Source organism: Sphingomonas sp. BL-S-30 (assembly GCF_055521475.1).
In genome coordinates this window covers 3,739,523-3,758,637 of record NZ_CM145481.1, presented here as the reverse complement: position 1 = coordinate 3,758,637, position 19,115 = coordinate 3,739,523, and the positions used below count along the sequence as shown (strand labels likewise).

20 protein-coding genes are annotated in these 19,115 nt (G+C 62.1%); 8 read left to right on the top strand and 12 right to left on the bottom strand.

The window, feature by feature from the left end:
• Positions 1–250 precede the first annotated feature (250 nt).
• The 3 genes from ACZ1I5_RS17540 to ACZ1I5_RS17530 all read right to left on the bottom strand — a co-directional run bounded on the left by ACZ1I5_RS17540 (position 251) and on the right by ACZ1I5_RS17530 (position 2,332).
• On the bottom strand, positions 251–928 hold the full coding sequence (locus ACZ1I5_RS17540) for a transposase (RefSeq protein ID WP_465170525.1): 678 nt from the start codon (positions 926–928) through the stop codon (positions 251–253).
• 124 nt (positions 929–1,052) lie between these two features.
• Positions 1,053–1,898, bottom strand: coding sequence for an IS3 family transposase (locus ACZ1I5_RS17535; protein ID WP_465169739.1), 846 nt, complete (start codon positions 1,896–1,898; stop codon positions 1,053–1,055).
• Positions 1,899–1,921: 23 nt separating this feature from the next.
• The gene (locus tag ACZ1I5_RS17530; protein ID WP_465169738.1) at positions 1,922–2,332 is read right to left on the bottom strand and encodes a transposase; all 411 of its coding nucleotides are present in this window, start codon (positions 2,330–2,332) and stop codon (positions 1,922–1,924) included.
• A 351-nt stretch (positions 2,333–2,683) separates the two neighbouring features.
• Between ACZ1I5_RS17530 and ACZ1I5_RS17525 the strand changes: the two genes are divergently transcribed.
• Positions 2,684–4,075 carry a radical SAM/SPASM domain-containing protein gene (locus ACZ1I5_RS17525; protein WP_465170524.1) on the top strand — a complete coding sequence of 464 codons (1,392 nt, stop codon included), beginning with the start codon at positions 2,684–2,686 and terminating at the stop codon, positions 4,073–4,075.
• Between the two features lie 543 nt (positions 4,076–4,618).
• On the opposite strand, the gene ACZ1I5_RS17520 is transcribed toward ACZ1I5_RS17525, so the two are convergent.
• From ACZ1I5_RS17520 to blaOXA, 3 genes are all read right to left on the bottom strand, one after another.
• A complete protein-coding gene (locus ACZ1I5_RS17520; protein WP_465170523.1) occupies positions 4,619–5,011 on the bottom strand; it encodes a hypothetical protein in 393 nt (130 codons plus the stop codon).
• Positions 4,978–6,081: a hypothetical protein gene (locus ACZ1I5_RS17515; protein ID WP_465170522.1), complete on the bottom strand. Its 1,104-nt coding sequence runs from the start codon at positions 6,079–6,081 to the stop codon at positions 4,978–4,980. The genes ACZ1I5_RS17520 and ACZ1I5_RS17515 overlap by 34 nt, the downstream gene beginning before the upstream one ends.
• A gap of 62 nt (positions 6,082–6,143) precedes the next feature.
• The gene (gene blaOXA / locus ACZ1I5_RS17510; protein WP_465170521.1) at positions 6,144–6,983 is read right to left on the bottom strand and encodes a class D beta-lactamase; all 840 of its coding nucleotides are present in this window, start codon (positions 6,981–6,983) and stop codon (positions 6,144–6,146) included.
• A 106-nt stretch (positions 6,984–7,089) separates the two neighbouring features.
• Between blaOXA and ACZ1I5_RS17505 the strand changes: the two genes are divergently transcribed.
• A complete protein-coding gene (locus tag ACZ1I5_RS17505) occupies positions 7,090–7,956 on the top strand; it encodes a LysR substrate-binding domain-containing protein (RefSeq protein WP_465170520.1) in 867 nt (288 codons plus the stop codon).
• Positions 7,957–8,047: 91 nt separating this feature from the next.
• Here the strand turns inward: ACZ1I5_RS17505 and ACZ1I5_RS17500 are convergent, their stop codons facing one another.
• Positions 8,048–9,199 carry a helix-turn-helix transcriptional regulator gene (locus ACZ1I5_RS17500; protein WP_465170519.1) on the bottom strand — a complete coding sequence of 384 codons (1,152 nt, stop codon included), beginning with the start codon at positions 9,197–9,199 and terminating at the stop codon, positions 8,048–8,050.
• Between the two features lie 164 nt (positions 9,200–9,363).
• Between ACZ1I5_RS17500 and ACZ1I5_RS17495 the strand changes: the two genes are divergently transcribed.
• From ACZ1I5_RS17495 to ACZ1I5_RS17485, 3 genes are read left to right on the top strand one after another with little or no spacing between them, the layout of a single operon-like run.
• Complete coding sequence (locus ACZ1I5_RS17495) at positions 9,364–9,711, top strand: hypothetical protein (protein WP_465170518.1); 348 nt, start codon at positions 9,364–9,366, stop codon at positions 9,709–9,711.
• Between the two features lie 49 nt (positions 9,712–9,760).
• The gene (locus tag ACZ1I5_RS17490; protein ID WP_465170517.1) at positions 9,761–10,510 is read left to right on the top strand and encodes an energy transducer TonB; all 750 of its coding nucleotides are present in this window, start codon (positions 9,761–9,763) and stop codon (positions 10,508–10,510) included.
• 39 nt (positions 10,511–10,549) lie between these two features.
• Positions 10,550–11,065: a hypothetical protein gene (locus ACZ1I5_RS17485; protein ID WP_465170516.1), complete on the top strand. Its 516-nt coding sequence runs from the start codon at positions 10,550–10,552 to the stop codon at positions 11,063–11,065.
• Between the two features lie 67 nt (positions 11,066–11,132).
• Here ACZ1I5_RS17485 and ACZ1I5_RS17480 read toward each other — a convergent pair whose 3' ends face one another.
• Both ACZ1I5_RS17480 and ACZ1I5_RS17475 read right to left on the bottom strand, forming a co-directional pair.
• Positions 11,133–12,017: an alpha/beta fold hydrolase gene (locus ACZ1I5_RS17480; RefSeq protein WP_465170515.1), complete on the bottom strand. Its 885-nt coding sequence runs from the start codon at positions 12,015–12,017 to the stop codon at positions 11,133–11,135.
• Positions 12,018–12,146: 129 nt separating this feature from the next.
• Positions 12,147–12,599, bottom strand: coding sequence for an Rrf2 family transcriptional regulator (locus ACZ1I5_RS17475; protein WP_465170514.1), 453 nt, complete (start codon positions 12,597–12,599; stop codon positions 12,147–12,149).
• A gap of 116 nt (positions 12,600–12,715) precedes the next feature.
• On the opposite strand from ACZ1I5_RS17475, the gene ACZ1I5_RS17470 reads away from it, so the two are divergent.
• The 3 genes from ACZ1I5_RS17470 to ACZ1I5_RS17460 all read left to right on the top strand — a co-directional run bounded on the left by ACZ1I5_RS17470 (position 12,716) and on the right by ACZ1I5_RS17460 (position 15,500).
• Positions 12,716–13,507 carry a class I SAM-dependent methyltransferase gene (locus tag ACZ1I5_RS17470; RefSeq protein ID WP_465170513.1) on the top strand — a complete coding sequence of 264 codons (792 nt, stop codon included), beginning with the start codon at positions 12,716–12,718 and terminating at the stop codon, positions 13,505–13,507.
• 78 nt (positions 13,508–13,585) lie between these two features.
• Positions 13,586–14,485: a diacylglycerol/lipid kinase family protein gene (locus ACZ1I5_RS17465; protein WP_465170512.1), complete on the top strand. Its 900-nt coding sequence runs from the start codon at positions 13,586–13,588 to the stop codon at positions 14,483–14,485.
• A 280-nt stretch (positions 14,486–14,765) separates the two neighbouring features.
• Positions 14,766–15,500 (top strand): hypothetical protein, encoded by a 735-nt coding sequence (locus ACZ1I5_RS17460; protein WP_465170511.1) that lies wholly within the window; start codon positions 14,766–14,768, stop codon positions 15,498–15,500.
• A 32-nt stretch (positions 15,501–15,532) separates the two neighbouring features.
• Here the strand turns inward: ACZ1I5_RS17460 and ACZ1I5_RS17455 are convergent, their stop codons facing one another.
• The 3 genes from ACZ1I5_RS17455 to ACZ1I5_RS17445 form a co-directional block, all read right to left on the bottom strand.
• The gene (locus ACZ1I5_RS17455) at positions 15,533–16,966 is read right to left on the bottom strand and encodes a hypothetical protein (RefSeq protein WP_465170510.1); all 1,434 of its coding nucleotides are present in this window, start codon (positions 16,964–16,966) and stop codon (positions 15,533–15,535) included.
• Between the two features lie 114 nt (positions 16,967–17,080).
• Entirely contained in the window at positions 17,081–17,665 is a 585-nt protein-coding gene (locus tag ACZ1I5_RS17450) for a hypothetical protein (RefSeq protein ID WP_465170509.1), read from the bottom strand.
• Between the two features lie 437 nt (positions 17,666–18,102).
• Positions 18,103–18,582 (bottom strand): hypothetical protein, encoded by a 480-nt coding sequence (locus ACZ1I5_RS17445; RefSeq protein WP_465170508.1) that lies wholly within the window; start codon positions 18,580–18,582, stop codon positions 18,103–18,105.
• Between the last annotated feature and the right edge of the window lie 533 nt (positions 18,583–19,115).

The window sequence follows — 19,115 nt, the reverse complement described above, 5'->3', positions numbered from 1 at the left end:
AGGAACAGACCGTTGTATTTCTTTAATTACGGTTAATCACGTAATTACGGTGACAGTGCACTTTTAGCGACCTTCCTAATTACGGTGACAGTGCACTTTTAGCGACCTTCCGCCCGCGCCTTGCCGGTGCAAGCGTCCGGCCGCTTTCCCGCTCCAGCGCGTAATTACGGTGACAGTGCACTTTTAGCGACCTTCCGCCCGCGCCTTGCCGGTGCAAGCGTCCGGCCGCTTTCCCGCTCCAGCGCGGGAATTACGGTGACAGTGCACTTTTAGCGACCTTCCGCCCGCGCCTTGCCGGTGCAAGCGTCCGGCCGCTTTCCCGCTCCAGCGCGGCAAGGAACGCAGCATCGCCCACCGGACGGCCGATCGTCTCGGCTTTCCGCAGTCTGGCAATCTGCTCCTCCTCTTCTCCGGCCGAAAGCAAGGCGCGGAAGTCGGGCTGGCGCTCCAGCACCGGTGCGACCGCCGTCACTCCATCGTCCGCGACGCGGCCCAGATGCGCATGAACGCTCGACCACGGCCAGTCGGTCGCCTGTGCCACCAGGCCTGCGCGGACCGGATTGAGCGCGACATATCGCAGCGCCGCGCCGAGATGCGCCTCGTCCATCGCGACGCAGCCGAAGCGCCCCTGCCAGAAATGCCCGGTCCGCTTCAGCCGGGCATGGACATGGCCCGCATAGCGCCGGTGCACCGCGGCCAGCGCGCGCCGCAGACCGTCCTGATCGGATGGCACAAGCACGAGATGCACATGGTTCGGCATGAGCACCCAGGCCCAGACCTCGACCCCGGCCGCCGCGCAATGCTCGGCGAGGAGATCGCGATAAAGCGCATAGTCCGCGTCGCTGAAGAAGGTCTGCGCGCGGCCATTGCCGCGCTGCGTCACATGATGGGGATGACCCGGAAAAACCGCGCGTGCCAGGCGTGCCATCCAGCCATGCTATCGCTGGCGAACTGTAGACGCAATTAGTGCACTGTCACCGTTATTCCGAGATCGTCGCGCATGGAGTGCACCCCAGTGTTGAGACACGATAATTAGGGACAGCGCGTTGCTGTCATGGCGAGGGGCTGCTGCGCAGCACCCCTGGCGACATTTCTTCATACTCGTCCGGTGACAGATAGGCCAAGGCGGAGTGCAGGCGCTGTCGGTTGTAGACCTGCTCGATGAAGGCGCCGATCTCGGCCCTGGCATGCGCGAGATCGCGGTAGTCTGCGCCGTTTACCTGCTCCTGCTTCAGCGTCTTCATGAAGCTCTCGGCCATCGCATTGTCATACGGGCAGGCGATCCGGCTCATGCTGGGCAGGATACCGACGGCCTCCAGACGGGCGATGTAATCGCCACACGCGTACTGAACGCCGCGGTCGGAGTGGTGGACCAGCGCACCCGATACGACCGGGCGCCGCTCCAGCGCCATCGCAAGCGCATCGAGCGCCAGCTCCGCGCGCAGGTGATCCGCCATTGCCCAGCCGACCACCTTGCGACTGAACGCATCGAGGATCACCGCGAGATAGACGAACGCCTCGGCCAGGCGGACATAGGTGATGTCCGCCACCCACAGCTGATTGACGGCGGTGGGCATCAGATGACGCGCCAGGTTGGGCCACACCCGCCAGCCATGGCGCGAGTCTGTGGTGGCCGGCCGGAACAGTGGCTTCCTCAGGCACAGCAGGTTGTCCTCCCGCATCAGGCGAAGCACGCGCTTGTGGTTGATGACCCAGTCATCGCGCCTGAGCAGCGCTACGATCCGGCGATAGCCGTAATGCCGGTGCGTGATGCAAAGGCGTTGCAGCCGATCGCGCAGCGCCGTCTCCTCGACCTTGGGGGCGCTATCGTGCCAACGCCGATAGAAAGCGGCCCGGCTCACCAGAGAGAGCCGGCACAACTGCTCCACCGACAGCATCGATCCACAGCCTTGCAGACCTGTCATCGCCTGAATCTGGGCGATGACCCCGTCACGCCATTGCCGTCGCTCGGCTGACGTGACGCCTCGATACGCTGCAAGGCACCCCTGAAAAAATCCAGCGCCACCTGCTGCTCGCCGACCTTGCGCTCCAGCTCGGCAATCTGCTGCCGCGCTTCGCTCAGGTCACGCGCGCGCGCCGCCGGACCTCGCGCCAGCGCCATCGCTGCCTTCTCCACGCCGTTGGGGCGGCCGGGGCCATCGCGTAGCGCTTCTTCGCCACCATCGCGAACCGCATCACGCCAACGGTACAGGATCGTCCGCTTGATCCCCAACTCGCGCGATAGCGCCGTCCCGCTCTCGCCCGCCGCCATGCGAGCGACCACCTCCAGCTTGAACGCTCGGCCAAATCTTCGTCGAACAATCTTGGACATCAAACCCTCCTCCAAAAGGGCTGTCCCTAATTTTACTGTCTCAATCTAGGGGTGCACTCCACGCATCCGCTGACGGATTTGGGCCATGGAAAGAGCGAGCATGCGCAGCGCGTAAATATCGGACATCCGCGTGGCCTTAGACGTGTCGCGGCAGGTGGATCAAGGCGGATCGGCGCGCTGTCGGCACCGTCCGAGCGATACAGGCTTCCGCGGCACCTTCTCTTCGAAGCCGCATGGTGCCAGCGTCGGCGCCTCGATCCGCATTTACGCCGACCGATAAACCGTGGCGAGAGCGTGACATCTATGACACCAACGGCATGATGAATATGGGCTCATCAGCTGGGGCATCTCATGGATCTTGGATTTAACTACAGCACAGACACGCGCATCCTATTCAGTGGGGAAATATTATCGTTAGATAGATCAATTGACCGAACGGGGTTTGGAGAATTCCTATCAAGAGTTGATCAATTCGTTGAAGATAATTATTGGCGTTTGCGAGAAACTATAACTGCCGTACAGGCACAGTCATTGCTTTTGAAAATTTCTAATCTATTAGTTTTGAAATACGAGTATCGTTATCGACACACAATTTTAATTGGCCACCCTATAGGAACGCAAGTAGATCCCAGTAACTCATGCGGTCTTAAATGCCCAGGATGTGTACACACTTCGAATAAAAACAAGAATTTTATATGGCCCGCCGGAACTTTATCTCCTGATATATTCAAATTATATCTTGAAGAACATGGCCCTTACATGTTTCAAATATACTTTGCAAATTACGGTGAACCATTCTTAAATAAGAATTTTGACAGTCTTGTTACAATGGCCAGACGTTACGGACTTTCCGCATTCACATCATCCAGCCTTTCTGTGCCGAAATTCGATCCGGATTCGATCGTACGTTCCGGCCTGAATTTCCTTATTGTCTCGATAGATGGCGCAAGCAGTGCGGTATACCGCCAATACCGACGCGGCGGAAATTTCGACACTGTCTTAAAAAATCTTCGCTCCTTGGTTCGAGCAAAAATAGAGAACAATAGCTATACTCCGATAATACACTGGCAGTTCTTGCGATTTGAGCACAATAAGCACGAGTCTGATTCCGCGGTCGCGCTGGCACAGGAAATTGGCGTAAATCAAATTTGCCTAGCAAAACCATTCGGCGTAGCCTGGGACGACCCGACCATAGTGCCCGCAATCGACTTGGACACTGAGACTATCGTTTTTGCGCATGACGGAGACCAAGCAGCAGCAGCACTGGATGCAATCCTCTCGGATCTGGACGGCGAAGTTATTGGCAGCCACTTCGATCGTACGTGGACCCAGCGATGGCATCTTGCGGGCCGTCCGACAGGCCTGTCGCGACCGGCTGGCAATGGGGCACCGGGCTGCGAGTGGCTTTACAAATCGGCCTCTTTAGACGCGACCGGCCGCGTCATGCCATGCGCTCGTCCGCCTGCGACCGATGCCCGCTTGGTGTTTGGAAATACCGGGAAGACCGATATCTTCAACGGCGCCTTGCATCAGAGGGCACGGCGCTTCTTTCGCAATCCCCCCCCGCCTGGAACGCCGGTCGCCGTCATTCACGATCAAGAAATGCCATATTGTGAGATCTGCGAGCATGCCAACACGAAACTAGATATCGACACTCGCGAAATCGTTGCCAATCAAATGGCGATGAGCGGGTTGTACGGCCTCGTAAGCGAGCAGGCTCGAATGGCTTTGACGGACTGGTGATTGGTAAGGCGCGCATCCATCCTCCATCTCGTCGGCATACGGCCCAGCCGGAGGAAGTCCGAGAGGTACAGGCGATAGAGACGAGGCGGATGAAGCCGAGATAGCTATCGGCAGTTTTTCATATCGGGCGTCGAGATCTCGAGCGTCATGTCGATTATCTCGCGAGCAATGATCTGCTGGCGGGGACGGTTACCTTGCCACGGTCTTACAGATAGCGCGTTACATCATTAGAGGAGTCGCGCCACTCGTGTGGCAGTATCTAAAATCAACGATTAGGAAATTTACTTAATAGCATACCGAGCGCGACGAATGTCACAAACTGACATACGTATGATAAAATGAACATCGATGAGAATTCTAAAATTAGGTAATTGTAGTCAATGATATTTGTATCAGAAATATATATTTCGTTGTTATTATTGTCCTGACACAATAGAAAAATCGCCATGAAAGAAAGTGGTAATGATAACGGGAGAGGGTAGAGTGCTGATCGATATATTATGTTAAGCATGCTCCACTCCCGTATCTCGCCTTCTTAAGAAACTACGGAATCCGGATCGTTCCTGTTGACGGTAGAGTTGTCTGTCTGATCCATGATTTTTCCCTGTATATGGATTTCACCCTCGCGCCATAGTCTGATACCTTTTTAGCATCGGTGTTGTTATAAATCGTGGCGATTTTCGCGATGTCTGTGCCGGGCATCGCATTCAGAATTGCTTTGAGCAATTTCGTGCCGCCTTCGATGTTTGACCGGGCATCCCGAAGGCTGACATTCGAGCCCCAGGCGCTTCCCCAGTATGCGGTATTGACGTTCATTGGCCGGATGCTCTTGTTGGCATGAATCATGTCCAATGGGGCATCATACCAGCCATGCGTCGTTTCCATATAGACGATGGCACGGATCAAATCGGCATCGACTGAATATTTCCTCGACATCTCGACGTTATATTTTTCGTTCCGGTCCACTTCGAAAATTCCGGAATCTCACCGATTGGTGCGCGTGCGGAGGCTTTGGGGTTGTCGGCAATCGTGATGCGACCTGTTCTGCCGCCGCCAAGAAGGATATCCTTTCGCGTAATGGGCGTTGCCCGCTGGCGGGCGGCTCGGTCGATGGCAGCTTGGTCCTTGGTGAATGCTTCGAGACTCCGGTCGAGATCCGTCCCTTTCAACTCCCCGTGTCGGGAGCCGACAAGCGACACCCGCCGCTGTTGGAATCGGCGGGCTTTTCTCGCGGATTTGCGATTGGCCCTGGATCGCACTGGGGCGTTGCGGGTCGGTAGTGTTTCCAACCATTGTTCCATCTCGGCATAGCGTGCAAATTGGGTGTCAGTAAGCGACCCGATCTCAGCAATGCGCTGTGGATCGGCTGCGACGACGATGTCTGGTCCGGCCTCGTCGGTCAGCTCCGATACCGCCTGCGCCGTTGCATTCTGGCGCGATAAGCTGGAAGCCCGGGCGTTGGCAGGATTCTCCGCAGCTGCGTCATAACGCATCGCAGATACCGTTTCCGATGAGGACGCCACTTCGGGCGTCGCACCCAGCACCTTGTACCCGCCTTCCTTCCACCAGCGGATCGCCTCGTCGGCGGTGTAGGTGAACGGCACCAGGCCCTCGGCGATCAGCGCATGGCCGAAATATTTGTCCACTTCCTCATAGGTAGCGGCGCGCGTGCCGCCGGTGACCTCGTCCAGGTCGTCCATCGTCCGCGAGAACAGCGCCATCGCCATATAGCCACCGTTCCGATGCCGCAGGCTGAGATGATCCGGCACCTTCCAGCTCGAGATCGGGCCGTCCCACGGCGAGGGCGGCGGCGGGGGCGGTCGTTCCGGGCGCGGGCGGGCGAGGTGCGCATTCTCCGCGATGAAGCGGTGCATCCATTGCTCGTTCGTTTCCTCCTCGGGCGCGGGCGGCGCCTCGGGCGGGATGGTCGCGGCCCCGTCGTCCGGCGCGCCGGCTGGGTCGGGCATGCTGGCGGGAATATCGTCCTGGGGGTCGGTCGGGATCATGGGCGCCTCCTCGAAAGAGGGCGCATCTGCGCACCATCGCGGCCTCTTTTGAATCGATCCGCCTATCCCGCCAGCCGCCCGATCGTCGCGAGCAGCTCGGTGCGCGCGGTGAAGCCGCCGGGCTGGTCGGGCTGGGCCGTGACCAGGAACTGGGCGAAGGTCACGCGCCGCTTGCCGCCCGGTCCGCCCTTGTCGGCCCAGCCGACGAACCAGCCGAGCTGGCGCGTCCGGTCCTCCCGTCCGGCGGCATCCCTGAAGCGGCCGCTGCCGGTCTTGCCATGTACCCGCCAGCCACCGCTGCCGTCGAACACCGGCAGGATCGCCCCGGTCAGCGCGCAGGCCCGCGGCGACAGCACTGTCCCCGCCAGCATCCGCCGCAGGAACGCGACCTGCTCGTCGGGCGAGATCGTCAGCGAGGAGCCGAGCCAGGCATGGGTCAGCCCGTTCGCCTTGCCGGGATCGCCGCTCACGTCGCGATTGCCATAGTTCAGCCGGTCGACATAGGATTTGAACCGCGCCGCGCCGAGCCGCTGCGTGATCTCGCGCGAATACCAGATGACGGAGTCCTTCTCCCAGCGCGTCGGGTCGGTGCGCGCCTTGTCGATGTCGCGCACTGCCTCATGGATGCGCGGGTCGTAATCCCAGGCGGGGGCATGCGCGTCCTTCAGGATTCCGGCGTCATACCCCATCAAGGCCAAGGGAATCTTGAAGGTCGAGCAGGGCGAGAAGCGCGCGGCGCACTGGCCGGAACGGTGCAGGACGCGGCCCGTCGCCTGATCGACCAGCAATGTCGCGCGCGGCGGCCGGGCGATGATCGCCTCCGCCGCCTTCGGCAATCCGGCGATGGCGGCGCCTGTCCCGAGGAGAAGATGGGTGGTGAAGGTCCGCCGGTCGATCGTCATGGTCGCACGCTCCTCAAGCTGATGCAGCGCAGGCTAGGGCGAGGTCCGGTGCGCGCGCAAAGGATCAAAGCTGGCGGGAGCCCCTAGATTATCTTATGGCGCGGCCATGGTCCGCCCGCATCTGCCGCTCAATGCCCTGCGCGCGTTCGAGGCCGCCGCGCGGCACCTGTCCTTCACCCGCGCCGCGATAGAGCTTTGCGTGACCCAGGCCGCGGTCAGCCACCAGGTAAAGGGGCTCGAGGGCCGGCTCGGGGTGCAGCTTTTCCGCCGCTTGCCGCGCGGCCTCGCGCTCACCGACGAGGGGCTGGCGCTGCTCCCCGCGCTCGCCGACAGCTTCGATCGCATCGCCGAACTGGTCGAGGGCATCGGCGGCGGCATGGCGGTGCAGGTGCTGTCGGTCGCCGCGGTCGGCACCTTTGCGACCGGCTGGCTGCTGCCGCGCCTGCCCGGTTTTCGCGCCGCCCATCCGCGCATCGATCTGCGCCTGTTCACCAACAACAACCGTGTCGATATCGCCGGCGAGGGGCTGGATGTCGCGATCCGCTTCGGTGACGGCGCCTGGCACGGCACGGAGAGCCTGGCGCTGTTGGAAACGCCGCTCACCCCGCTCTGCGCCCCCGCCATCGCCCGCACGCTGTCGGCACCGCGCGACCTGCTCGCCGCCACCTTGCTGCGTTCCTATCGCCCCGACGAATGGCCGCGCTGGTTCGCCGCCGCCGGCGTCGCCGCGCCGCCGCTGCACGGGCCGGTCTTCGACAGCTCGGTGACGATGGCGGAGGCAGCGATGCAGGGCGCCGGCGTCGCGCTCGCCCCGCCCGCGATGCTCGCCCGCCAGATCGAGCAGGGCATGCTCGTCCGCCCTTTTCCGCAGGAGGTGACGACCGGCCGCTACTGGCTCACCTGGCTCAAATCGCGCGCGCCCAGCCCGGCGATGCTCGCCTTCCGCGACTGGCTGCTGGCGGAGGCGGGATAGCGGACAATCGAGACTGCTGTAAACGCCTCGCGGACGGCGATGTGCCACTCGCGTACCGCCATCGCCTTGATCTCGGCGGCGCGCCTGCCGTTTAGGACACGCGCGAGAGGGTCGCGACCAGTTCGGCCTGCCGCGAAACGCCGACCTTGGCAAAGACCGCTTTCAGATGCTGGCGGACGGTGTGTTCGCCGATCGCCAGATGATGTGCGATCAGCTCGATCGTCAAGCCTTCACCGATCATCGAGGCGATGTCCGCTTCGCGTCCGGTCAGCGCGAACAGCTCGATCAGGTCCTGCCGGCGGATACGGCGCGGCCGGTCGAGGTCGGTCAGCGTGACGAGCGTCGCCGGGCGGAAGATATCGAATAGATCGTCTCCAGGCGCGATCGGAAGCGCGCGCAGCACCAGCCCAAGTGGCGTGTGGGGGGCTGCGAGCCGCGCGGGCCTGGGCGGTTCCAGGCACCGTCTGGCCCCGCACGCTGCCGCGACGAACCGCTCGACCAGATGTCGGTGCTGCGGTTGAACAGCGGCCAGTCGACCGCGACGGACAGCGAGCACCCCCGCCGAGCGTAACAGCGTCTCGAATCCGGCAGAACATTCGATCACTTGCCCGTTGCGGTCCAGCAGCGCGAACGGCCGATCGGATTCGAGCGCGGCATAGGTGACCAGATCGCCGCTCAACCGGTTCGCCGAAAAGAGCCGGGCCATTGCGACGATATTGAGCATGTGCGGGGTGAGCAGCGCGAACAGCCTGCGATGCGCATCGGTGGAAGGACCGTGCGCTTTGGCATGGTTGACGGTCAGAAAACCGACCTGACCGTTGTCGCCCAGAATCTTGCTGCCAAGGAGGTGGTAATAGGGCGTCCGTTCGAGCCAGTCGAGAAACTCAGCCCGGTCCGGATCGTCTTCGAACAGCAGCCGGCTGTCGTCGGCGACCTCGCCGACCGCCATCGCCATGCCGCGCGCGACACGCGGGTTGATGTGGAAAATGCGGTCCTCGTACTCGCGGCGTATCGCGTCATCGAGGCCGCAGGTGTTCTTGATGACGACGGCACCCGTGGTGGTGTCGGTGAGTTCGAGCGCGCAACACGCCGCCCCCACCCCGGTTTGCAGCGCCACCATCGCCGGATCCCACCGCGCCGGGTCGAGTGCAGCTCCAGCGAACCGGCGCACGATATCGGCGACGTCTTCATCGCCCAAGCTCACGGCCTGATTCTGATCGGCACCGTCGATCGCCTCCCCCAAACAAGGGAAGCATACACCAGTCACGCGCCTTAGAAAGGCGCCACGAGCACGGCGTTTTACGGTCGCTGTCCTCCCTCCGGTCCTGATCGGAGACCGAAACCGTCCTGCCGGAGCGATTATTTCTTACGATTCAACCTGCTATCGAACAAATTGGGGGAACATACATGAGCAAGAGTTTCTTTGTCCTTTGCGCTGGCTTCATCGGCCTTGCGACCGCGGTGCCGGTGGCGGCGGAACGCACGCCCCGGTGCGAACAGTTGTCGGCGACGATCAGCTCCCCGGCGCCAAGTGGGGGCGCGCTTGCGACGCTCGAACATACCGTCGCCGTGCTCCGCGCAACACTCGCGATGATCGACGAGCCGTGCGGTGCCCCCTATATCGTCAGCACTGACCAGGGCGCCATCGCCCAGGAACGCGCGCGCGTCTATGCGGCATGGCGGCAGGCACGTGCGAACTGCCTACAAATCACGTCCGGTACTCCGCGGAGCGACAGCCCGTGCAGCGACGAGTGACGTCGTATCCCCCTGTCGGAACAGCGCGGGTCATCGAAGGTGACGGGACATGATCGGGAATAAGCGACCGCGGCGGATCGAGCCGCTGCCTGTGGTGGCGATTCTTGCCGCGCTGTTGGCGAGCGCGGCCACTCCCGCATGGGCAGTGGATCGAGCAAGCTGCCGTGCCGAAGTGCGCAACCTGACGGCGGCGATCCCGGACGGGCTGACGTCCTCATGGGCCGAAATTGTGCAGTCGCACTATGACGCGGTCAATGCGATCCACGATCGGGACGCGCTGGATGCGAGCTTGAGGCGAGTATGGGCGGAAAGCGACGCTTATGACCGCGATCCGGACCCCGATGGCGACGGGCTCGCGATCTCGCCGGCGGCGTTTTCTGCGGATTCGATCCTGCAGAACTGCCTGCACATCGCGCGAAAGGTCGAAATCGAGGCAGCCCTCGGGACAGAGGAGGTTGGCACCGCCGACACGCCCGACGTTTCCCCCGCCGCCGCCGATCGATCGTCCGGACCGACCAAGATCGATGCGTCCGAACCGTGGTTCGGCATCGACGATTTCCCCGCCGCCGCGATCGAAGAACAGCGGCAGGGTGTGGTGCGCTACGATCTGACGATCGATGCCGGCGGGTTGGTCGCCGACTGCCGCGCGAGCGGTCTGCCGGGAAGCCCGGATCTGGAGGCGGCGACCTGTGCGGCGGTGCGGAGCCGCGCGCGCTTCCACCCGGCGACCGACGAGGCGGGCAACCCCACGAACGGGCGAATTGCTGGCAGCGTCCGCTGGACGATTCCAGCCCCCTGACGACGGTCACCAATTCTGTCGAAAACGAAGGAGATCACGATGCGGTCCTTGTTGCGTACCTGCGCCATGGCATTGTTGCTGGCCCCCGCCGCTGCCCCGGCACGGCAATTCCCGGTAGATCCAGGGGTTCTTGCCGCTGAATATGACGAAGGCATGGAGGAATATGTCGCGGTCTTCGAGATCAGCGGATGCAAGATGATCGTGTCGCGGATCTACGACGACAATGTCGATCGTTTCATTCAGTCGCAAGCAAGCTGGAGCGGCGGTTGCCGCAACGGGTTGGCGCACGGGCCGGGTGTGCTGAAACTGTGCATCAAGGAGGGCAACGCCTATATGCATTGTCCGAAATTCGACCTGACCATGAAGAATGGCGCGTTCGACGGTCGGGTCAATTATTACATGGACGAGAAAACCACCTCGCCTGCGACATGGTATTACAAGGACGGCTGCACCAACCAGTCCGAAGACCCCGCGGTCGATCTGGAGGCGTGCGACATGCGCATCTACCGGAGCTTCCAGGCCCGGTTCGGTCATAGGTCCGCGTCATCCCGCTGAGAGCATCGTCGGCCCGTACGGGCCGGCGGCCGATCAGCCCCACACTGCTGCTGACGGAGGCAGCAGCCTAACCCCGCGCATGCTCCAGGATCAGCCCGGCGATGCGGTCCAGCTGCGAGGGCGGCAGGTCGTGCGCCATCTCCTCGATCACTTCCAGCCGGGCGCCCGGCACGCGGCGCGCGATATCCTCGCCATTGGCGAGCGGCACCAGCGGATCGGCCGCGCCGTGAATGACGAGGGTGGGCGCGCTGATCGCGGACAGGCGCGCCGCGCGGCTGCCATCGGCGATCACCGCGAGCAGATGCCGCTGCCCGCCGCGCGGATGATAGGCGCGGTCGAACGCCCGGCCCGCCATGGTGCTGAACGCGTCGGGCGCCCGGGCGGGGTCGGGAAAGGAGATCAGCGCGAGGGTCGCGGCGCCCATCGCGACCGCCTGCTCGCGGCTCGGATTCGGGTCGCGCCGGGCGATCATCCGGCGGCGCAGCGCGGGGGTCGGGCCAGGCAGGCCGGGCGCGCCGCTCGACGACATGATCGCGGTCAGGCTCAGCACGCGCGCCGGATCGGAGGCGGCGAGGATCTGCGCGATCATGCCGCCCATCGACACGCCGACGACATGCGCCGCCGGAATTTCCAGCGCGTCGAGCAAGGCGACCGCGTCCGCCGCCATGTCGGCCAACGCATAGCCATGGCGGAACGGCAGGCCGATCCGCCGCGCGGCAAAGGCGAACAGGGGGTTGGTGACGGGCGCGTCGTGCAGATGCGTCGACAGGCCGATATCGCGATTGTCGTACAGGATCACCCGATGCCCCGCCGCCGTCAGCGCCGCGACGAAAGGATCGGGCCAGGCGATCATCTGCGTGCCCAGCCCCATGATCAGCAGAATCGGCGGTCCGGCCGGATCGCCTCGTTCCTCATAATGGATCTGGACGCCATTGGCGGGGATGGTCGGCATGCAGGCCCTTTCGGCGGTGGCGGCCGGGAGCCTAGCAGGGATTTGCGGGCGACCGAAAGCGGGCGCTGACCACTGGCCGATCGCCGGCCCTGGCCGGATGGGAACGCAACCGGTCGACCCGGCCTTGATTCAATCCCGGATTCCGCCCGGCTCGGGAGTCGCCCCGCATCGCGCATCGAACGCCGCCGCCAGCTCGGCCAGGCTGACCGCGCCCAGCCGCGCCAGCAGCAGCGCCTCCGCCTCGCGCAGCGCATCGTCGATCGCGACGTTCACCACCTGCGCCACCGCGCAGTCGGGATTGTCGCTCTCGTTGCCGATCGCGAACAGGGTCGGGCCGCCCACCGCGCGGTGGATGTCGAGCAGCGACACCTTGCTCAGGTCGCACGCGATCGACCAGCCGCCGCCATGCCCCTTTTCCGACCGGACATAACCCGCCTCGCGCAGGCCGGCCATCGTCCGCCGCACCACCACCGGATTGGTGCCGAGCATCCGCGCGATCGTCGCGGATGTGGCGGGCCGATCGTGCCGCGCCATGTGGAGCAGCACGTGCAGCATGCGCGAAAGCCGGCTGTCCGTCCTCATCGCGCCTGTGTCGCGATTGTCGGCCGCGCTGGCAAGGCGATCATGACTCGACACATTAAAAGTTACATGAGATAGAGTCTCATCGCCGGCCCCGTCCGGCCAGCCACGGAGCCGTGATGAGCCTGAACCTGAACGATGCGCGTTTCTGGGACGCGCTGTCCGATTATCAGAAGCTGGCTCACGCCTTCACCTCGACCTATGCCGAGGCGGCATGGCGGGCGGCGACGCTGCGCAAAGGCGCGACGGTGCTCGACATCGCGTGCGGCGCGGGCGCGCTGGCGCTGGTCGCCGCGCGCGACGGGGCGCAGGTGCTGGCGACCGATTTCTCGCCCGGCATGGTCGCCGCCGTCCTGTCGCACGGCCTGCCCAATGTCGACGCGCTGGTGATGGACGGCCAGGCGCTCGACCTGCCGGACGCGTGCTTCGACGCCGCCTTCTCGATCTTCGGCATCATGCTGTTCCCCGACTGGCGCCGGGGCCTGGCCGAAATGGCGCGGGTGGTGCGCCCTGGCGGGCTCGGCTGCGTGGCGAGCTGGAAGCACGGGTCGGGCGCGGCGTCGAACCTGTTGCTGGCGGACCGCGTCGCGGCGCTCTTCCCCGACATCGCCCAGCCGGCGCCGGTCGAGGGCATGAACCATTTCCGCGACCCGGTCCGCTTCGAGGCGGCGCTGTCCGCCGCCGGCTTCACCGAGGTGCGCATCGTCGAGACGAGCAGCGACTATCCGGTCGACGCGGCCGCGCTCGACGATCCGGCGCGGCTGTTCCAGTTCAGCCCGGTCTGGCCGCTGCTGGACGCGGCACAGCGCGCGGCCGTGCTGGCCTCGATCCGGACCAGCGTCGAGCAGGCCGGCGGCGTCCTGCCGGTCCCGTCCGCTGCCCTGATCGCGATCGGTCGGCGAAAGATCTGATACGAGTTGCCCGCCCGAACCGCATGCCGGTCGTGAAAGCCCGGCCCCGAACTCCGTCGACGCTCGTTCAGTCCTCACATGACCGAACCGACCCCAGCCAGCCCGCCCCCGATCCGCAGCGCCGCGATGATCGTCAATGCCCGGTCGCGAAAGGGCAAGGCGCTGTTCGACCGCGCCTGCGCGCGCTGCGACGATCTTCCCTTTCCGGTCGACGCCCATGCCGTGGAAGATCCGTCGACGCTCGAGCATGTCATCGAGCGAGCGCTCGCGAAGAAGCCCGACCTGCTGATCCTGGGCGGCGGCGACGGCACGATCAGCGGGCTGGTCGATCATATCGTCGGCACGCAGATCGTGCTCGCGGTCCTGCCGCTCGGCACCGCGAACAGCTTCGCCCGCACGCTCGGCATCCCGATGGATGTGGACGGGGCCCTCGACGTGATCGCGGGCGGGAAGCGGCGGCGGATCGATCTCGGCATGATCGACAGCGATTATTTCGCCAATGGCGCCGCGATCGGCATCGCGCCGCGCATCGCTCAGTCGGTACCGCATGCGCTGAAGAAATATCTCGGCCGCGCCGGCTATCTCGGCTGGGCCGCGTGGGAATTCCTGCGCTTCCGCCCCTTCACCCTGATCGTCGGCGAAGGCGAAGCGGCGGAACGGCTCGCGGTGGTCGAGGTGCGCATCTCGAACGGCCCCTATCATGGCGGCACGGAGGTGAACGAACAGGCCGAGGTGGATAATGGCAAGATCGTCGTCCAGGCCGTGACCGGCCATGCCAAGCGCCGCCTGATCAAAAACTGGGCGGCGAGCATCCTGCGGCTCGATGCCCGGCATGAGACGGTGCGGCATTTCTCCGGCACCGAGCTCCGCATCGCGACCGAGCCGCCCATGGCGATCTCGATCGATGGCGAAGTGCTGGCCAGGACACCGGTGAACGCGCGGGTCGCTGCAGGGGTGATCGAGGTGCTGGTGCCGTGAGTCGGGCCGGGACATCGACCGCCGCGGCCATCGTGATCGCGGCTGGAAATCGCCCGTGACCCGTCACCGCCGGCTTGCGGAACATTGAGGGAACGTTGTACGCTGATCTCCTGAGCGCACGAGGATGGCGGCAATGGATAAAAGGCATCGGCGTGGAACCAGGTGGTTCGGGTTTGCGCGTCCCACGGATTGGATGGCGATTGCATGCCTCCTTGCGCTCGTGTCGACAAACCCCGCCCAGGCACGGGAGCGGCGGCAGACGACCGAGCAGCTAAGGACGATGACGCTTCAGGAGGCAAACCGGATGGTGCGGCGGGACATGCTGTCCATTCTGGAGCCGGCTGAAAGGATCGTCCCGATCAATCGTCGACAAATCCGCGATGTCGACCTGACCACCCGGTCGGTCGGCACCGAATTCGAGGGCATCTGTCGCCGTGATCTGGTCAGGCTGAAATATGCTCCCGAAAAGGAGGGCGAACCCTATGAGAAAGCACAGCTTCGGCCATATGCCATCGAGGCATGGCGGACCTTCCACATCGTCCGCCTGCCAAAGATCGAGCGCGACGCCAAAGTCGGGAGCACAACGCTGATCTGGCAACAGGCGTGCTCCGATGTCGATAAAAAGTGGCGTGAGCGCGAGGATGCGGATCCCGACGACGCATCGGACCGGGCAATGTGGTTCCCGGCGCCCGACGCGTTCCATGCGGTGCAGGCCGGCTTCGCGCTCGACATGGCACTTGCGGCGGTCAAGGCTGGCACGCTCAAGGCCCAGCCTTGCGAGCATGTCGTTTCGTCGGAGGTTCAAAGCTGCGAGGCGGCCATTCTCAAGGCTGGCAGCGTGTTTGACATGGGTGGCGTCACCTCGTGCCCGGGCGGGACGGGCGTGATCTGTTATAAGATTGACTTCCTCCGCTCCGGGACTGAGCTGACGATCATCGCTCGCGGTGACGATGAGAGGCTGCAGCCTTCCGACATCCTCTCGATCTCCGTCGCAGGTTTCGTGACGCTCGGTTAAGGGAGAAGCTTGCTTAAATGACTACAGGGTTGTCATCGCTTTTTTGCTTCCTTCTTTTTCTTCTCTTTTGGAGCAAGGAATCTTTTCTGAGACATGTTCAGATTGCTTCTCAGTGAGTATCGTTCGTTGCCATTGAATGCTTGTGAAGGGGCTGTGAAGATCAGCTGACCCTTCACCATCTCATGCCATCCGATCTGTCCATGATAGACAGTCGCCATAGGGATCCCGTATTTCTTCAATACGGTCGTGTCGCCGAAGCCACGATTTTCGGACGGATTGTCCACCATTCCGACCGCGTCGTCAGGATGGCCGTGTATTCCAAAGATCACCTTTCCTGGACCTGAGGGCGTTCCTTTATGATATAAGTCCCCGGCCTCGCCGCTCGCCACACGAACTTCGATCGTGCCGTCCGGCATAAGGTACCCATAGGCGAGTATTTCCTTCGCTCCCGCCGCGACTGCCAACATTGTGACGTGATCTATCGCCGCTTGTCGGATCTTCGGCGTTACGATGATATCCCGTCCGGACAGGCGGCCGATATCGTCCTTGTCGATATCGGCCGAGATAACCCAATCCGCTCCGGCCTTATGGGTTTCTATTGGAACAATGGGTGGCGGCGGACCGGCCAATTTCGGAGTCCCGTCCCTTCCGTTCGAGGCTGGAACATCACCTTGCGCGGGCCCGGGCGCGGGCGCGGGCGCAGGGCCGGTCGCCGGACTGGAGGGTGATACGGATAGATTGGCCTGATCGTTCGCCGGGGATTTGCGCGGCCCAAGCACGTCTGCGCTGAAAGGATCGACGCCAGGATCGCTCGCGACTTGAGGCGGATCGACGCCGTCGTCGACTCCCATGCCATTGAAGTTCATATCGATAAGTGATCTTTGTGCCATGTTGTCTCGTGGCTCGGACATCGCGTCACCGCTTGTCTGGCCGCTTGCAGGCGACTCCGGTACAATGTCGGGCGCACCCCCCAACACTTTGTACCCACCGGACTTCCACCACCAGATCGCCTCGTCGGCGGTGTAGGTAACGGGCACCAGACCTTCGGCGATCAGCGCATGGCCGAAATATTTGTCTACTTCCTCATAAGTCGCGGCGCGCTCGCCTTTGGTGACCTCGTCCAGGTCGTCCATCGTCCGCGAGAACAGTGCCATCGCCATATAGCCCCCGTTCCGGTGCCGCAGGCTGAGATGATCCGGCACCTTCCAGCTCAAGATCGGGCCGTCCCACGGCGATGGCGGCGGCGGGGGCGGGCGCTCGGGGCGCGGGCGGGCGAGGTGGGCGTTCTCCGCGATGAAGCGGTGCATCCATTGTTCGTTGGTCTCCTCTTCGGGCGCGGGCTGGGCGTCGAGCTGGCGGTTCGGATCGGCCGGTTGCGGCGCGATGGCGGGTCCCGGGTCAACCGCGTCCATCGTCTCGGGATTGCGGGCGTTCGGGGTCGTGAGGGGATCGATGCTGTCGGCCATGAGGCTCTCCTGAATGTCCCCACCGCCATGGCGCGCGTACCGACAGAATCGAAGGGCTTCAGACCAGTCTCGCCACTCGCGCGGCACGGGCTGGATGACCTTATCTCTTCATCATCACTGTATCTCCTCGACGACTGGCGGCCTGTCGTTGCACGCGAGATCGTCCAGCTTCCGCCATTCCTCCACTTCCATCTCGTTCCGCGTGATCATCACATCCGCATAGGTATCCATCTGGGTGGTAACGCCAGGGCGAACGATGACCCACACGTCCCGGATGTGCGCCATCCGGGGGCATCCGCTGACACGGGTATTCTCCAGCGCCTGCGCCAGCCATTGGCGGGACTGGGGCCAATGCGGGAACAGATAGTTCATGGCCTGAAAGAAGGCAGGAGGAACCTCTGCCCTGATACTCGTCTCCCCATCCTCGGCGATGTTGAACAGGATGGGGTTCATTTCCAATCGATCGATGGGCGACGGGGAGTCATCCGGCTCGACCATGAAAATCAGGCAATCCGGTCTCTGGTTCGTTCCGTTGAAGCACGGGTCCATGCTGTGCAAAGCCGCACGCAGCATGGTTGCGGGTTTGTCGATCCCCGAGGCCACTGCATCGTTTTTTTCCGTCGGAACGAATATCAAGGCGACGACCAACAGCGCAGCGCAAAGAGCCACAAAAACTGCAGGCCGGGCCGTGGAACGCATAAATCGTCTCGCTCATCCAGAATATGCCGAACGTGAGGCCGCCCTGTCTCTTCCAGTCACCAAACAACCCAACTGCACAATATGAGAATTATGATCTCTGTTTGTTCTCATTTGGTCAAGAGATATCTCTCGAATGCGAACGTCTAGAAACCTTTCAGACCGAAGGAGCGCCATCTCAACGGCGATATGAACGCCTGTGGGATTACTTTCTGGGATAACGGTGACACGTGCAATAACCACTTAATTCTGCGCCATTATGGCTTTTGGTATTAAGTCGCATTTGAGGGCGCGAGGGCGTATCTGCGCGTGACAATAGAGGGGTAATTGCACGTGTCACCGTTACGGATTGCAGCCCGGCAAGTGCATCCACCTCCCCTGTAACATATCTCTGTTTGTGAATCTTTGGAGTTCTCTTGTTTATCGCTGCATAAGCGAAATTATTTCGTCGATGATTTTGGATATTGCTCAGGTATATAGTAGCATTTCATGTCGCTATCGGCTTCTCCGGAGCCGATAATACGATACAAGGATTCGGGCGGAATATCAGTTTTTTTAATATCTTCCTGAGATAGGCAGAAATATTTTTCTGTCGCAATGGCTCCCAGGGCATGGTATTCCCCATCTACGAGATCAAAGACCACTGCATATTCTTCATTGAGAAAAATATATTGTGGCATATGCGCATTCATCCTAACATTAAAAGTACGACCGGAAAAATCACCGCTTACTAATGATATTGTTTTCATCTTTACGAGATAGACGCTATCATTCGGTATTTCTTCATAAGGATCCGGTCCCAAATATTTCAGGATTTTAATGGGCTTTGCGAGGACGATGGATGTTTTGGCCTTGGGTTCCGTTGCGCCACATAGCAGGGTTGCCAATACCGATACAAAGAACAGGCGGATGAGCTTCATTCCACGCTTCCTCGCAATCATCAATGATCCAAGTAACCAGACCTCAATAATCCTGTGACGGAAATCCTTCAGATCGGAATGTCCCGCCTCTCATTATGCTGACAAGAAAGCGCGAGGTAGTTCCGATCTCCGCGCAGCCCGCACCCAGGGAGGCTGTTCCCGCTTCATTGATCCCTTTTTGTTCCGTGCCTGTCAAGAGTTATCATGGTTTGGGCTCTCGAAGTGACCGGGTGTCGGTCTCGCCGAATAAAATGGCAGGCGCGCCCGATACTCACTTGGGCATTCCGGCGTATCGGATAGCCTTAAAAACCCCGCTGCTCATCATTCTTCCGACACCGATTTCCGGGGCTTTCGATTGTCCGGTCTCAGGATTCGTCTCCCCGCGTATCATCGTTACCTGATGAATAATGGGAGACTTCGCATTGTCCTCCACCACAAAATTAGGGACAAGCCAGCTTTTGACCACATTCGCATCGCGAGGACCCGGAACTTCACTAAAGCCATCGCCAACGGTGTGGGTGTGGATAACAAAG